Source organism: Klebsiella africana (assembly GCF_020526085.1).
GTDB lineage: Bacteria > Pseudomonadota > Gammaproteobacteria > Enterobacterales > Enterobacteriaceae > Klebsiella > Klebsiella africana.
This window is the reverse complement of the sequence record NZ_CP084874.1, coordinates 364,677-379,431: the sequence shown is the minus strand read 5'-3', so window position 1 is coordinate 379,431 and position 14,755 is coordinate 364,677. Positions and strand designations below refer to the sequence as shown.

General features: G+C 58.2%; 10 protein-coding genes. 6 read left to right on the top strand and 4 right to left on the bottom strand.

Translation table 11 applies throughout. The annotated features are described in order from the left end of the window. Position 1 precedes the first annotated feature (1 nt). Positions 2-2,320, top strand: coding sequence for a Fe(2+) transporter permease subunit FeoB (gene feoB, locus LGL98_RS01715; RefSeq protein WP_136033711.1), 2,319 nt, complete (start codon positions 2-4; stop codon positions 2,318-2,320). A 9-nt stretch (positions 2,321-2,329) separates the two neighbouring features. After that, the gene (gene feoC, locus LGL98_RS01710) at positions 2,330-2,569 is read left to right on the top strand and encodes a [Fe-S]-dependent transcriptional repressor FeoC (RefSeq protein WP_136033713.1); all 240 of its coding nucleotides are present in this window, start codon (positions 2,330-2,332) and stop codon (positions 2,567-2,569) included. Positions 2,570-2,657: 88 nt separating this feature from the next. On the opposite strand, the gene LGL98_RS01705 is transcribed toward feoC, so the two are convergent. Both LGL98_RS01705 and bioH read right to left on the bottom strand, forming a co-directional pair. After that, positions 2,658-2,927 carry a YdgH/BhsA/McbA-like domain containing protein gene (locus LGL98_RS01705; RefSeq protein ID WP_002920510.1) on the bottom strand — a complete coding sequence of 90 codons (270 nt, stop codon included), beginning with the start codon at positions 2,925-2,927 and terminating at the stop codon, positions 2,658-2,660. A gap of 120 nt (positions 2,928-3,047) precedes the next feature. Further along, a complete protein-coding gene (bioH, locus tag LGL98_RS01700) occupies positions 3,048-3,821 on the bottom strand; it encodes a pimeloyl-ACP methyl ester esterase BioH (RefSeq protein ID WP_136033715.1) in 774 nt (257 codons plus the stop codon). 38 nt (positions 3,822-3,859) lie between these two features. Here bioH and gntX point away from each other — a divergent pair, with 38 nt between their 5' ends. From gntX to gntT, 3 genes are all read left to right on the top strand, one after another. Continuing rightward, positions 3,860-4,534 (top strand): DNA utilization protein GntX, encoded by a 675-nt coding sequence (gntX, locus tag LGL98_RS01695; RefSeq protein WP_136033716.1) that lies wholly within the window; start codon positions 3,860-3,862, stop codon positions 4,532-4,534. Positions 4,535-4,592: 58 nt separating this feature from the next. Further along, positions 4,593-5,168, top strand: a complete 576-nt coding sequence (gene nfuA, locus LGL98_RS01690) for a Fe-S biogenesis protein NfuA (protein ID WP_002920540.1) — start codon at positions 4,593-4,595, stop codon at positions 5,166-5,168. A 335-nt stretch (positions 5,169-5,503) separates the two neighbouring features. Then, positions 5,504-6,820: a gluconate transporter gene (gntT, locus tag LGL98_RS01685; RefSeq protein ID WP_117244333.1), complete on the top strand. Its 1,317-nt coding sequence runs from the start codon at positions 5,504-5,506 to the stop codon at positions 6,818-6,820. Between the two features lie 102 nt (positions 6,821-6,922). Here the strand turns inward: gntT and malQ are convergent, their stop codons facing one another. Further along, positions 6,923-9,016, bottom strand: a complete 2,094-nt coding sequence (gene malQ / locus LGL98_RS01680; RefSeq protein ID WP_136033718.1) for a 4-alpha-glucanotransferase — start codon at positions 9,014-9,016, stop codon at positions 6,923-6,925. A 10-nt stretch (positions 9,017-9,026) separates the two neighbouring features. Then, positions 9,027-11,417: a maltodextrin phosphorylase gene (gene malP / locus LGL98_RS01675; protein ID WP_136033720.1), complete on the bottom strand. Its 2,391-nt coding sequence runs from the start codon at positions 11,415-11,417 to the stop codon at positions 9,027-9,029. A gap of 624 nt (positions 11,418-12,041) precedes the next feature. Here malP and malT point away from each other — a divergent pair. Next, a complete protein-coding gene (malT, locus tag LGL98_RS01670; protein WP_136033722.1) occupies positions 12,042-14,747 on the top strand; it encodes an HTH-type transcriptional regulator MalT in 2,706 nt (901 codons plus the stop codon). The last annotated feature ends 8 nt before the right edge of the window (positions 14,748-14,755 follow it).

Genomic DNA, 14,755 nt, shown 5'->3' with positions numbered 1-14,755 from the left:
TATGAAAAAATTAACCGTTGGTTTAATTGGTAATCCTAATTCCGGCAAGACCACCTTATTTAATCAGCTGACCGGCGCCCGCCAGCGAGTGGGCAACTGGGCTGGGGTGACGGTTGAGCGTAAAGAGGGGATTTTCGCGACTACTGACCACCAGGTCACACTGGTCGACCTTCCGGGAACCTACTCCCTGACCACCATCTCCTCGCAGACCTCGCTGGACGAGCAGATTGCCTGCCACTACATCCTGAGCGGCGATGCCGACATGCTGATTAATGTGGTCGACGCCTCTAATCTCGAGCGCAACCTCTATCTGACGCTGCAACTGCTCGAGCTGGGGATCCCCTGCGTCGTTGCGCTGAACATGCTGGATATTGCCGAAAAGCAGCAGGTGCGTATCGATATCGATGCCCTCGCCGCCCGCCTCGGCTGCCCGGTCATTCCGCTGGTCTCGACCCGCGGGCGCGGGATCGAAGCGCTGAAGATTGCCCTCGACCGTCATCAGGCGAATAGCGATATTGAGCTGGTCCACTATCCGCAGCCGCTGCTGCGCGAAGCTGATCTGCTGGCGCAGCAGATGTCGGCGCAGATCCCGACCCGGCAGCGGCGCTGGCTGGGCCTGCAGATGCTGGAGGGTGATATCTACAGCCGGGCCTATGCCGGCGACGCCGCCGATAAACTGGATATCGCTCTGGCGAATCTCAGCGACGAGATAGACGACCCGGCGCTGTATATCGCAGATGCGCGCTATCAGACCATCGCCGCCATTTGCGACGCCGTCAGCAACACTCTGACCGCCGAGCCAAGCCGCTTCACCGCTGCGATGGACAAAGTGATCCTCAACCGCTTTCTTGGGTTGCCGATTTTTCTCTTTGTCATGTATCTGATGTTCCTGCTGGCGATCAACATCGGCGGCGCGCTGCAGCCGATTTTCGATGCCGGCTCAGTCGCGATCTTTGTGCATGGCATTCAATGGCTGGGTTACACCCTGCACTTCCCGGACTGGCTGACCGTCTTCCTCGCCCAGGGGATCGGCGGCGGTATCAACACCGTGCTGCCATTGGTGCCGCAGATCGGCATGATGTATCTGTTCCTCTCCTTCCTTGAGGACTCCGGCTACATGGCGCGCGCCGCCTTTGTCATGGACCGCCTGATGCAAGCCCTCGGCCTGCCGGGGAAATCCTTCGTTCCGTTGATTGTCGGTTTCGGCTGCAACGTGCCGTCGGTGATGGGTGCCCGTACCCTTGACGCGCCGCGTGAGCGTCTGATGACTATTATGATGGCGCCGTTTATGTCCTGCGGCGCGCGGCTGGCGATCTTCGCCGTCTTCGCGGCCGCCTTCTTTGGGCAGAACGGCGCGCTGGCGGTTTTCTCGCTCTATGTGCTGGGCATTGTGATGGCGATTCTCACCGGCCTGATGTTGAAGCACACCATTATGCGCGGCGAAGCCTCGCCGTTCGTGATGGAGCTGCCGGTGTACCACGTCCCGCATATCAAGAGCCTGATTATCCAGACCTGGCAGCGCCTGAAAGGCTTTGTGCTGCGCGCCGGGAAGGTGATCGTCATCGTCAGTATCTTCCTCAGTGCGCTGAACAGCTTCTCACTGAGCGGTAAGGTCGTCGACAACATCAACGACTCCGCGCTGGCCTCGGTGAGCCGGGTCATTACGCCGGTGTTTAAGCCGATCGGCGTGCATGAAGATAACTGGCAGGCCACCGTCGGCCTGTTTACTGGCGCGATGGCGAAAGAGGTGGTAGTGGGTACGCTGAACACCCTCTATACCGCCGAAGATATCCAGAACGAGGACTTCAATCCGCAAACCTTCAGCCTCGGCGAGGAACTGCTGGCCGCCGTCGACGAAACCTGGCAGGGACTGAAGGACACCTTCAGCCTCAGCGTCCTGGCCAACCCCATCGAAGCCAGCAAAGGCGATGGCGAAATGGCCACCGGCGCCATGGGGGTGATGGGCAGTAAATTTGGCAGCGCGGCGGCGGCATACAGCTACCTGATCTTCGTCCTGCTCTATATTCCCTGCATCTCGGTGATGGGCGCCATCGCCCGCGAATCGAGCCGCGGCTGGATGACCTTCTCCGTCCTGTGGGGGCTGAATATCGCCTATTCGCTCTCGACGCTCTATTACCAGACCGTCAGCTTTAGCGACCACCCGCGCTACAGCCTGGTATGTATCCTGGCGGTGGTGTTGTTCAACGTGGTGCTCTTCGGCCTGCTGCGCCGGGCGCGCAGCCGGGTGGACGTCTCACTACTGGCCACGCGAAAAACACCGACCTCCTGCTGTGCCAGCCCGGCTGGCGATTGCCACTAAGGAGGGCCTGTGGCGTCGTTAATAGAAGTCCGCGATATGCTGGCCCTACAGGGCCGCATGGAGGCAAAACAGCTCAGTGCTCGCCTGCAGACGCCTCAGCCAATGATTGACGCGATGCTGGAACGGATGGAAGCCATGGGTAAGGTGGTACGGATCAGCGAAACGAGCGAAGGTTGCCTATCCGGCAGTTGTAAGAGCTGTCCTGAAGGAAAAGTCGCGTGCCAGCAGGAGTGGTGGACGCTGCGATGAAAGGTGTAAGTCCTGGTCGCGCAACGCGGTCATACGAGTGAAACATCCGTGAAAAACGGGCCAGCAGGCCCGTTTTTTTATGACTGGATTATTTATAAACGTCAGCGTTAGCGTGTACGGTTTTTTCGTTTTTCTGCCCGGCAATCACCACAAAGTATTTCCCACCCAGCTCATCGGCTTTTTTCGACAGATCGCGTCGAGCGTCCATCGGCGACGTCGTCCTGGAGGTCGTAATGCTGCCGACCTTGGTCAGATTCATCTTCGCCACGTCTTCTTTTTGGATCTCTTTCGCGGCGAATGCGCCAAAAGACAGGGTGCCTATCACCAGAGATGCAACCATTCCTGTAACAAGTTTCATAGCCTCTACTCTCCATAAGGTTGTTATTGTAGGTCACGGTGGCGGATTGAAATAATCAACCACCGTAACAACCTAAGTATTGCTAGGAATGGCCCTTTTACCATGGCGTGGCGAAAAAAATTACCCCAGCCGCGTTTTCAACGCCAGCAGCGGCTCGCAGAAGGCCTCGGGATGGGAAACGAACGGCGCATGCGCGGCCTTATCAAAGATAATTGACGTGCTTTCCGGCCACAGATCATCCAGCAACGGGACGATCTTACGCGGCACCAGTCCATCCAGCCGGCCATACAGCCGCAGAAACGGCATCGGCAGCCCGACCAGCGCCTGGCGCAGATCGACAGTTCTGAGGATTTCGAGTCCGCTGTTCAGCGCCTCAGCGGAAGGCATCGGCAGCGAGAGCACCGCCTGCTTTAACGCCCGCGCATCCTGACGCGCGCTCTCCGTTCCCATGGTTTGCAAGGCGAGAAACCGCTCGACGGTACGCTGGAAATCGTCGCTCAGTTGCTGCTGAAACCCGGCCAGCACTTCAGGCTTAATGCCGGGCCAGTCGTCGCGGGCCGCGAAACAGGGAGAAGAAGCAACCGTCACCAGCGCCTGCACGCGTTCCGGGTGCATAATCGCGACCTGGCTGGCCACCAGCCCGCCCAGGCTCCAGCCTAACCACACCGCCCGTGGAGGGGCCTGCTCCAGCACCCGCTGCGCCATCGCCTCCAGCGACATCGCCGCAAACCCGCCGCTGCGGCCATAGCCCGGCAGATCCACCAGGTGGAGGGTAAAATGCGAAGCCAGCTGCGGCGTAATGCAATCCCATACCTGAGCGTTCAGCCCCCAGCCGTGCAGCAGCACAAGATGACAATCCCCTTCGCCGATTGTTTGCCACCAGATGTCGTTCATCCGTTACCGTTCTCTTTTTTCTGGACAGAAGGCCAATTATGCTAACAGCACACAGCTTATGCTGGCTATGCCAAATGCCGCTGGCGGTCGCCCGCTGGGGGATCTGCTCCCGCTGCAGCCGCGCCCTGCTCGCCAGCCCCCCGCTCTGCCCGCAGTGTGGCCTGCCGGCGGCGACACCTCATCTCCCCTGCGGTCGCTGCCTGCAAAAGCCCCCTCCCTGGCATTGGCTGGTAGCGGTCAATGACTATCGCCCGCCGCTGAGCGGTCTGCTGCAGCAGCTGAAGTTTCATCATCGTCCGGAGCTGGGGCCCGCCCTGGCACGCCTGCTGCAGCTGCGCCTTCTGCAGCGTGACGATTTACCGCCAGTAGACGCTCTGGTCGGGGTGCCGCTGTGGCATCGCCGCCGATGGCGCCGGGGTTATAATCAGTGCGACGAGCTATGCCGGCCGTTAGCCCGCTGGCGAGGATGTTTCTGGCATCGCGAAGGCCTGACGCGCCTGCGAGCCGGCGCCGTCCAGCATTCGCTCAATGCCCGCCAGCGCAGGCAAAACCTGAAAAATGCCTTTCAGCTTGAATTTGCCGTGCGAGGACTCCATATCGCTCTGGTGGATGATGTCGTCACGACCGGCAGCACCGTCGCCGAGATATCCCGCCTGCTTTTGCGAAACGGCGCCGCGACGGTTCAGGTATGGTGTTTGTGCCGTACCTTGTAGACCCCCGCTGATGGGCGTATTATAACCCAGTAAAATAGTCAACTATTAGGCCAACGCTATGATCCGTATTTCCGATGCTGCACAAGCGCACTTTGCCAAACTGCTGGCAAATCAGGAAGAAGGGACGCAAATTCGCGTATTTGTGATTAATCCCGGCACCCCAAACGCTGAGTGCGGCGTATCCTACTGCCCACCGGATGCGGTGGAAGACACCGACACGGCGCTGAAATTTGAACAGCTGACCGCCTATGTCGATGAGCTCAGCGCGCCCTATCTGGAAGACGCTGAAATTGATTTCGTCACTGACCAGCTCGGCTCGCAGCTAACGCTGAAAGCGCCGAACGCCAAAATGCGCAAAGTCTCTGACGATGCCCCGCTGATGGAGCGCGTCGAGTACCTGCTGCAGTCGCAAATTAACCCGCAGCTGGCAGGCCACGGCGGCCGCGTGTCGCTGATGGAGATAACCGACGACGGTCTGGCTATCCTGCAGTTCGGCGGCGGATGCAACGGCTGCTCGATGGTCGACGTGACCCTGAAAGAAGGTATTGAAAAACAGCTGCTGAACGAGTTTCCGGAGCTGAAAGGGGTTCGCGATCTGACCGAGCACCAGCGCGGCGAGCACTCCTACTACTAAGTCCTTCCTCCGGCGGCAGCCTGCCGCCGGATCGTATTATCCATTCTGTGTTACCGCGCAACATCTCTCGCTAAACGACCGGCAAAAACCGGGGAAAGAGTATGACTTAAGTCTCATATTTAACATTTTCCCCCGTCAGGTGATTCTCAACCCTCACATGTTACCCGTATCATCCACTTCAGGCACCACCGGCAAAAAAATAGCCAGCTATCCTTTCTCTGGGTAAGGATAATGCAAGCATTTACGGTGCCGGACTATTTAGCTCCCTGACGGAGCGGATGCTCTACAGGTTCTAACTTTGACGTTACCCATAACAAATTAAGGCCAGGTAAATCATGCCATTAGTCATCGTTGCTATCGGGGTTGCCCTGTTATTGCTGTTAATGATCCGTTTCAAAATGAACGGTTTCATTGCGCTGGTTCTGGTGGCGCTCGCCGTCGGATTAATGCAGGGTATGCCACTGGATAAAGTGATCGTCTCCATCAAGAACGGCGTTGGCGGTACCCTTGGCAGCCTCGCGCTGATCATGGGCTTCGGCGCCATGCTCGGTAAACTGCTGGCAGACTGCGGCGGCGCCCAGCGTATCGCCACTACCCTTATCAATAAGTTCGGTAAAAAGCATATTCAGTGGGCGGTGGTCCTGACCGGCTTCACCGTTGGCTTCGCCTTGTTCTACGAGGTGGGCTTCGTGCTGATGCTGCCGCTGGTGTTCACCATCGCCGCTTCGGCCCGTATTCCGCTGCTGTACGTCGGCGTACCGATGGCCGCCGCGCTCTCCGTCACCCACGGCTTCCTGCCGCCGCATCCGGGTCCGACAGCGATTGCCACCATCTTCCATGCCGATATGGGCAAAACGCTGCTCTACGGCACCATTCTGGCTATCCCGACGGTTATCCTGGCAGGGCCGGTGTTTGCGCACTTCCTGAAAGGCATTGATAAGCCGATCCCGGAAGGCCTGCATAACCCGAAAGTGTTCACTGAAGAAGAGATGCCAGGCTTTGGCGTCAGCGTCTGGACCTCGCTGGTTCCGGTGATCCTGATGGCGATGCGCGCCGTGGCCGAGATGATCCTGCCGAAAGGCCACGCCTTCCTGCCAATTGCCGAGTTCTTCGGCGACCCGGTGATGGCTACCCTGATTGCGGTACTGATTGCCCTGTTCACCTTCGGTTTGAACCGCGGCCGCTCCATGGAGCAGATCAACGATACCCTGACCTCTTCGATCAAAATCATCGCCATGATGCTGTTGATCATCGGCGGCGGCGGCGCCTTCAAGCAGGTGCTGGTAGATAGCGGCATGGATAAATACATCGCCTCTATCATGCACGAATCAAACATGTCTCCGCTGTTTATGGCGTGGTCTATCGCCGCAGTGCTGCGTATCGCGCTGGGTTCAGCAACCGTGGCCGCCATCACCGCGGGCGGGATTGCCGCGCCGCTGATCGCCACCACCGGCGTCAGCCCGGAGCTGATGGTTATCGCCGTTGGCTCCGGCAGCGTTATCTTCTCCCATGTCAACGATCCGGGCTTCTGGCTGTTCAAAGAGTACTTTAACCTGACCATCGGCGAGACCATCAAGTCCTGGTCGGTGCTGGAAACCATTATCTCAGTCTGCGGCCTGGTGGGCTGTCTGCTGCTGGGGATGGTAGTGTAAGGTCACTCTCAGCACAGAAAAAGGCCGGTCCGCGTGAAGCGGGCCGGCCTTTTTTATTGGACATACCCTTCGCCGCGCAGAGGAGCGCGCGGCAGGAAGTTATCAGGAGGCGGCTTTCTTGCTCGCCGCCTTGCGCCGTTTATCCAGATCCTTAATTAGCTTATTGACCCGTTCATCGGCAAACATCTGCTCAAGGGTGACGGACAGCTTCCGGCGCCAGTTCGGGTACTCCGTGCTGGTGCCCGGAATGTTAACCGGCGATGCCATCTCCAGCCAGTCTTCCGGCTGCAGGCCCAGCAGCGCACTGTTACTGTCGGCAATGTAACGCTGCATCCCCCGGTTGAGGATCCCCGTCATGCTCATCAGCGAGGCCTTATGTCCGGCGCGCTTGGGCAGACAGCCGTACTTATGCAGCGCGTCCAGCAGCCCTTGCTTCGCCAGTTCGCGGTCCTGGTACAGTCCGCGCAGCACCACCTCATCAGGATAGAGGCCCAGCGCTTTACCTAACGTCAGATCGCCGCTTTCCCAGTAGCCGCGGAGGGTGGGCAGGTCGTGCGTCGTCGCCACAGCCATTGATTGCTCCGGGTACAGCGCCGGCGCGCGGAACGTTTTCTCTGCATCACTCTCAAAATAGAGCACCTTATAAGAATAGACGCCGCTGTTGCGGAGCTTGCTGACGATCTCTACCGGTACCGTGCCCAGATCTTCGCCGATCACCATGCAGCGATGACGCTGGCTTTCCAGCGCCAGCAGCGACAGCAGATCGTCGACCGGATACTGAACGTAAGCGCCATGGTCGGCGGTTTCACCATACGGGATCCACCACAGACGCAGCACAGACATCACGTGATCGATGCGCAACGCGCCGCAGTTCTGCATATTAGCGCGCAGCAGGTCGATAAACGGCTCATAGGCGCGGGCGGCAATGATATGCGGATCCATCGGCGGCAGGCCCCAGTTCTGGCCCAGCGGGCCCAGAATATCCGGCGGCGCGCCTACGGATGCTTTCAGGCAGTACAGTTCACGATCGCACCAGGTCTCCGAGCCGCCCTCGGCGACGCCCACTGCCAGGTCGCGGTAGAGGCCGATCGGCATGCCGTCACGCTGGCTGGTTTCCCAGCAGGCGGCAAACTGGCTCCAGGCCAGCCACTGCAGCCAGAGATAGAAACTGACATCGTCTTCATGCTCGATGCAGAAGGCTTTCACCTCAGGGCTGTCGATATCCTGAAAGGCCTTCGGCCAGGCCGGCCAGCCCCAGCGCAACGGGTCCTGTTGAACCTGCCAGGCGTGCAGCGCATCGAAAGCGGCCTGCCAATAGAGGCTTTCCCCTTCGCGTAGAACAAACTCGCGGAACGCCGTCATCTGCTCATCTTCACGACGAGAGAATCGTTTCCACGCCATACGCAGCGCAGTCATTTTCAGCGTGGTCACGGCGGTATAATCCACATCGTCCGTTTCCCGCGCCGCCTGCAGTGCCTGCTGCGTTGCCGGAGACTGCCACCACGCCTGTGCCTCTTCGCTATGCTGGAAATCGTCAACCGCATTGACGTCGATGTAGATGACGTTCAACCAGCGACGTGAAGACGGACTATACGGGCTGGCGCTCTCCGGGTTCGCCGGATAGAGGGCATGAATCGGGTTAAGGCCAATAAACGACCCACCGCGGCGGGCGATTTCCGGCAGCATAGCCCGCAGATCGCCAAAATCGCCGATCCCCCAGTTTTTCTCCGAACGCAGGGTATACAGCTGCACGCAAGTGCCCCACAGCTTTTTCCCCTCTTTCAGCGGCTGTGGCTCGTAGCAGCGCGCCGGCGCGACGATCGTCCGGCAGTGCCAGCGCTCCCCCTCCTGGGTAAGGGTCAGGGAGTGGTACCCCTCCGGCAGTTTAGCCGGCAGCGGCAGCGTCTCGCCGCCGCGAGTTTTCCCTTGATACTGCTTACCGTCCTCAGTGGTCAGGATCCACTGATACTCACCGCGTCCTGCCACCGGCAGCGACATTTTTTTGCCGTGGGTGAAAATTTTCACGTTCGGCAGCGGGTTAACCGCCACTTTCGTGGCGGCAGTAGAGCGATGCATCGCATCCAACAGGCGCTGTTTGGTGACAGCCGCGATAGACTGCGGCTTGCCGTGCGCGTTGATATAGCTGGGGCTGATGCCCGCCGCCAGCGCGGCATTATCGAGGCGTTTACTCTCCATAGGCCTTCCTTTAGCGTTTCGCCTGCCAGATACGTTGCTGATAATCACGGATCGAGCGGTCGGAGCTGAACATGCCGCAGCGCGCGGTGTTGAGAATTGTCGCGCGGGTCCAGGCTTCCTGGTCGCGATACAGCTCATCTACCCGTTTTTGCGCCGCCACATAGGCTTCGAAATCGGCCAGCACCAGGTACGGGTCGCCGCCCTGCAGCAGGCTATGCAGCATCTGGTCGAAGGCATGCTTGTCGCCGTTGCTATAGGTGCCGTTCTCCAGCTCCTTAAGTACCGCATCGAGCAGTTTGTCCTTCTTACGCCATTTCAGCGGATCGTAGCCTTTCGCTTTCAGGGCTTTCACTTCTTCGACCGTGTGGCCGAAGATAAAGATATTCTCCTCGCCCACCTGCTCAGCGATTTCCACGTTAGCGCCATCCAGCGTGCCGACGGTCAGCGCCCCGTTCAGCGCCAGCTTCATGTTGCCGGTGCCAGAGGCTTCTTTGCCCGCGGTGGAGATCTGCTCGGAGATGTCCGCTGCCGGGATCAGTTTTTCCGCCGCCGATACACAATAGTCCGGCAGGAAGACCACTTTCAGCTTATCGCCGACTTTCGGGTCGTTGTTGATCGTTTCCGCTACCTTGTTGATGGCAAAAATAATGTTCTTCGCCAGATAGTATCCCGGCGCCGCTTTCGCACCGAACAGGAAGACGCGCGGTACGCGATCGGCCTGCGGATTTTCACGGATCTCTTTGTACAGCGCGAGGATATGCAGCAGGTTCAGGTGCTGACGCTTGTACTCGTGCAGACGTTTGATCTGGATGTCAAAAATCGCCTGCGGGTTAATCTCGATCCCGGTGCGCTGCTTAACAAACTCGGCCAGACGCACTTTGTTAGCCTGTTTGATGTCGCGGTAGGTCTGACGGAACGCTGCATCGTCAGCGTATTTTTCCAGATTGATCAGCTGGTCGAGATCATTGGCCCACTCTTTTTTCAGCGTCTCATCCAGAAGCGAGGCCAGCGCCGGGTTGCACTGCTTGATCCAGCGGCGCGGCGTGATGCCGTTGGTCACGTTATGGAATTTGTTCGGCCACAGCTGGTTATATTCCGGGAATAGATCTTTTACTACCAGGTCCGAGTGCAGCGCCGCCACGCCGTTGACGGCAAAGCCGCCCACCACGCACATGTTGGCCATCCGAACCTGTTTGTCATGCACTACCGCCAGCTTCGCCCAGACCTGCTTATCGCCCGGCCAGGTTTTGTCCACCAGCTGTTTAAAGCGGTCGTTGATCTCTTTAATAATCTGCATATGGCGCGGCAGCAGCGCTTTCACCAGCTTCTCATCCCAGCACTCGAGCGCTTCTGGCATCAGGGTATGGTTGGTGTAAGCGAAGGTTTTGCTGGTGATCGCCCAAGCGTCGTCCCAGCTCAGCTGGTGCTCGTCGATCAGCACGCGCAGCAGTTCCGGGATAGCGATAGTCGGGTGCGTATCGTTCAGCTGGATCACTTCGTAATCCGCCAGCTCGGCCAGCTTGCGCCCGGCCAGATGGTGGCGGCGCAGGATATCAGCCACCGAGCAGGCGCACTGGAAGTACTGCTGCATCAGGCGCAGTTTTTTACCCGCCTGATGGTTGTCGTTCGGGTACAGCACCTTGGTCAGTTTTTCCGCGTCGATACCCTGCTGCTCAGCGCGCAGGAAATCGCCATCGTTGAATTTGGTCAGGTTAAACGGATGAGCGTGTTTGGCCTGCCACAGACGCAGCGGCTGGGCGACGTTGTTGCGATAACCGAGCACCGGCAGATCCCAGGCTTCGCCGGTAATGACAAACGCCGGCTGCCATTCGCCGTTTTTGCTGACTTTCCCACCGATACCGACCTGGACATCCAGCGCGTCGTTATGACGGAACCACGGGTAGCTGTTGCGACCCCAGTCGTCCGGGGCTTCCATCTGCTGGCCGTCGTCAAAGGACTGGCGGAACAGACCATACTGGTAGTTGAGGCCATAGCCGGTCGCCGACTGGCCTACGGTCGCCATAGAGTCGAGGAAGCAGGCTGCCAGACGTCCCAGGCCGCCGTTACCCAGCGCTGGATCGGTCTCCTCTTCCAGCAGATCGGTGAGGTTGACGTCGTAGCCTTTCAGCGCGTCGCTGACGCCCTCGTACCAGCCCAGATTGAGCAGGTTGTTGCCGGTCAGGCGACCAATCAGAAACTCCATCGAGATGTAGTTAACGTGACGCTGCCCTTGCGCCGGTTTCGCCACCGGCTGGGCCGCCAGAAGTTCCGCCAGCGCTCCGCTGACGGCGCGCCACCATTGACGCTGTGTCATCTCGGAAGCGGACTGTAAACCAAAATGCTGCCACTGACGCGTCAGTGCAGCCTGAAACTGAGCTTTGTTAAATGAAGTCTGTGACATAATGAGATCCGGGTCCTTTACTAAAACGATGGCGCTAGTGTGCCGACCTCCCGATTCATCGTCCTCATCCTGACGGGGATTAGACAGGGAGGAGTGGCGGGGATGAGCGAAAAGTGTGATCCTGGACACTATAGTGTGGGTGAGAAGGCAAAAATATGCTGTAAAAATAAGCAAAATATGACAATCACGATGCCATATCAGCGGGGTAAAAATTTGTTACAGCCCAATTCGTGATAAAAAGGTTCTCGCTCCTCGCCACGTTATTAAAAAAATAAATATAGCTCTCTTGAGAAATAAGTACGTTTCATCACTCAGTCACGTAAAAAAGATTACTTCTCAGAAATCACTGACAATAATTTAATAAAAACAAACGACTACTCTTCGTATAAAACACTTCTGTCCCCACACCTGCGGTAGGGGTCTGAAAACCTCTGCCGGCACGTCCTGCGTGCGATTTTTTCCCATTCTCAACCAATGTCGAAATTTGTGACATAGAGCAAATTCAAGAGCATAAACTTCGGACATAACTTGCAATAAATTTCATAATCGCCGACCTTATTAGATATTAATTACGAAGCGCAAAAAAAATCGCAACCTCTCTCTTGCACAGCGAAATGTAGAACTATGTTGATTCCGTCCAAATTAAGTCGTCCGGTCCGCCTTGAACACACTGTGGTTCGTGAGCGTTTACTGGCGAAACTTTCCGGCGCGAACAATTATCGTCTCGTGCTGATCACCAGTCCTGCCGGGTACGGTAAAACAACGCTCATTTCTCAGTGGGCCGCAGGTAAAAACGATCTCGGGTGGTTCTCGCTGGACGAAGGCGACAACCAGCAGGAGCGTTTTGCCAGCTATTTGATCGCGGCCATTCAGCAGGCCACCGGCAACCACTGCGCGGCCAGTGAAGCGATGGTGCAAAAGCGCCAGTACGCAAGCCTCTCCTCTCTTTTTGCGCAGCTGTTTATTGAACTCGCCGACTGGCAGCGCCCGCTGTACCTCGTCATTGACGATTACCATCTGATCAATAATCCGGTGATCCATGACGCGATGCGCTTTTTCCTGCGCCATCAGCCAGAGAATATGACCCTGGTGGTCCTGTCGCGTAATCTGCCGCAGCTGGGCATTGCCAACCTGCGCGTTCGCGATCAGCTGCTGGAGATTGGCAGCCAGCAGTTGGCGTTTACCCACCAGGAGGCGAAACAATTTTTCGACTGTCGACTGACGTCGCCTATCGAAGCCGACGACAGCAGCCGGCTGTGCGACGATGTCGCCGGGTGGGCCACCGCGCTGCAGCTCATCGCCCTCTCCGCCCGCCAAAACAACTCCTCCGCCCAACACTCAGCCCGCCGCCTCGCCGGGATTAACGCCAGCCATCTGTCGGATTATCTGGTGGATGAAGTGTTGGATAACGTTGACGCCCGCACGCGTAACTTTTTGCTGAAGAGTTCTCTGCTGCGCTCGATGAACGACGCGTTAATCGTGCGCGTCACCGGCGAAGAGAATGGCCAGATGCAGCTGGAAGAGATCGAACGCCAGGGGCTGTTCCTGCAGCGGATGGATGATTCCGGCGAATGGTTCCGCTATCACCCGCTATTTGGCAGCTTCCTGCGCCAGCGCTGTCAGTGGGAGCTGGCGGTTGAACTGCCGGAGATCCACCACGCTGCGGCAGAAAGCTGGATGGCGCAAGGGTTCCCCAGCGAAGCCATCCACCATGCACTGGCGGCCGGCGATGCTAAAATGCTGCGCGATATCTTACTCAATCATGCCTGGGGTATGTTTAACCATAGTGAGCTGGGTCTGCTGGAGCAGTCGCTGGCGGCGCTGCCGTGGTCAAACCTGCTGGAAAATCCGCGCCTGATCCTGCTCCAGGCCTGGCTGATGCAGAGCCAGCATCGTTACAGCGAAGTCAACACTCTGCTGGCGCGCGCCGAGCAAGAGATGAGTGTGGAAATGGACACCGCAATGCATGGCGATTTCAACGCGCTACGCGCACAGGTAGCGATTAACGACGGCGACCAGGACGAGGCGGAACGTCTGTCAATGGTGGCCCTCGAAGAGCTGCCGCTGGCCAACTATTACAGCCGCATCGTCGCCACCTCGGTGCATGGCGAAGTCCTCCACTGTAAGGGGAAACTGACCAAATCCCTCGCCGTGATGCAGCAGACCGAACAGATGGCCCGCCGTCACGACGTATGGCATTACGCGCTGTGGAGCATCATTCAGCAAAGCGAAATTCTCTTCGCCCAGGGCTTCCTGCAAGCCGCCTGGGAGAGTCAGGAGAAAGCCTTCCAGCTGGTACGCGAACAGCATCTTGAGCAGCTGCCGATGCATGAGTTTCTGTTGCGCATCCGCGCTCAGCTGCTGTGGGCATGGGCGCGCCTCGACGAGGCTGAAGCTTGCGCCCGTCAGGGGATGGACGTGCTCTCCACTTACCAGCCGCAGCAGCAGCTGCAGTGCCTGGCGCTGATGGTCCAGTGCTCGCTGGCGCGCGGCGATCTGGACAATGCCCGCAGCCACCTGAACCGGCTGGAAAACCTACTCGGTAACGGCCACTATCACAGCGACTGGGTCTCCAACGCCGATAAGGTACGGGTAATTTACTGGCAAATGACCGGCGACAAAACCGCGGCGGCCAACTGGCTGCGCCAGACGCCGAAGCCGGAATTCGCCAACAACCACTTCCTGCAGAGCCAGTGGCGCAACATAGCCCGTGCGCAGATCCTGCTGGGCGATTTCGAACCGGCGGAAATGGTGCTGGAAGAGCTGAACGAAAATGCGCGTTCGCTGCGTTTGATGAGCGATCTCAACCGCAACCTGCTGTTGCTCAACCAGCTGTACTGGCAGGCGGGACGCAAGAGCGAAGCGCAGAAAGCCCTGCTGGAAGCCCTGACGCTCGCCAACCGCACCGGCTTTATCAACCACTTTGTGATTGAAGGCGAGGCGATGGCCCAGCAGCTGCGCCAGTTGATCCAGTTGAACACGTTGCCGGAGCTGGAGCAGCATCGCGCCCAGCGCATTCTGCGCGACATTAACCAGCATCATCGCCATAAATTCGCTCACTTTGACGAAGGGTTCGTCGAGCGGTTGCTGAATCATCCGGAGGTGCCGGAGCTTATCCGCACCAGCCCGCTGACCCAGCGCGAGTGGCAGGTGCTTGGCTTAATCTATTCCGGTTACAGCAACGAGCAGATTGCCGGCGAGCTTGACGTGGCGGCCACCACCATCAAGACGCACATTCGCAACCTGTATCAGAAACTGGGCGTCGCCCACCGGCAAGACGCGGTGCAGCATGCCCAGCAGTTACTCAAGATGATGGGATACGGCGTCTGACGACGCCG

Excerpts from the sequence above, each read along its gene's own strand:
- gntT (WP_117244333.1), top strand. The coding sequence starts at position 5,504 with ATGCCATTAGTCATCGTTGCTATCGGGGTTGCCCTGTTATTGCTGTTA.
- malQ (WP_136033718.1), bottom strand. The coding sequence starts at position 9,016 with ATGGAGAGTAAACGCCTCGATAATGCCGCGCTGGCGGCGGGCATCAGC.
- feoB (WP_136033711.1), top strand. The coding sequence starts at position 2 with ATGAAAAAATTAACCGTTGGTTTAATTGGTAATCCTAATTCCGGCAAG.
- gntX (WP_136033716.1), top strand. The coding sequence starts at position 3,860 with ATGCTAACAGCACACAGCTTATGCTGGCTATGCCAAATGCCGCTGGCG.
- LGL98_RS01705 (WP_002920510.1), bottom strand. The coding sequence starts at position 2,927 with ATGAAACTTGTTACAGGAATGGTTGCATCTCTGGTGATAGGCACCCTG.
- malT (WP_136033722.1), top strand. The coding sequence starts at position 12,042 with ATGTTGATTCCGTCCAAATTAAGTCGTCCGGTCCGCCTTGAACACACT.
- bioH (WP_136033715.1), bottom strand. The coding sequence starts at position 3,821 with ATGAACGACATCTGGTGGCAAACAATCGGCGAAGGGGATTGTCATCTT.
- malP (WP_136033720.1), bottom strand. The coding sequence starts at position 11,417 with ATGTCACAGACTTCATTTAACAAAGCTCAGTTTCAGGCTGCACTGACG.
- nfuA (WP_002920540.1), top strand. The coding sequence starts at position 4,593 with ATGATCCGTATTTCCGATGCTGCACAAGCGCACTTTGCCAAACTGCTG.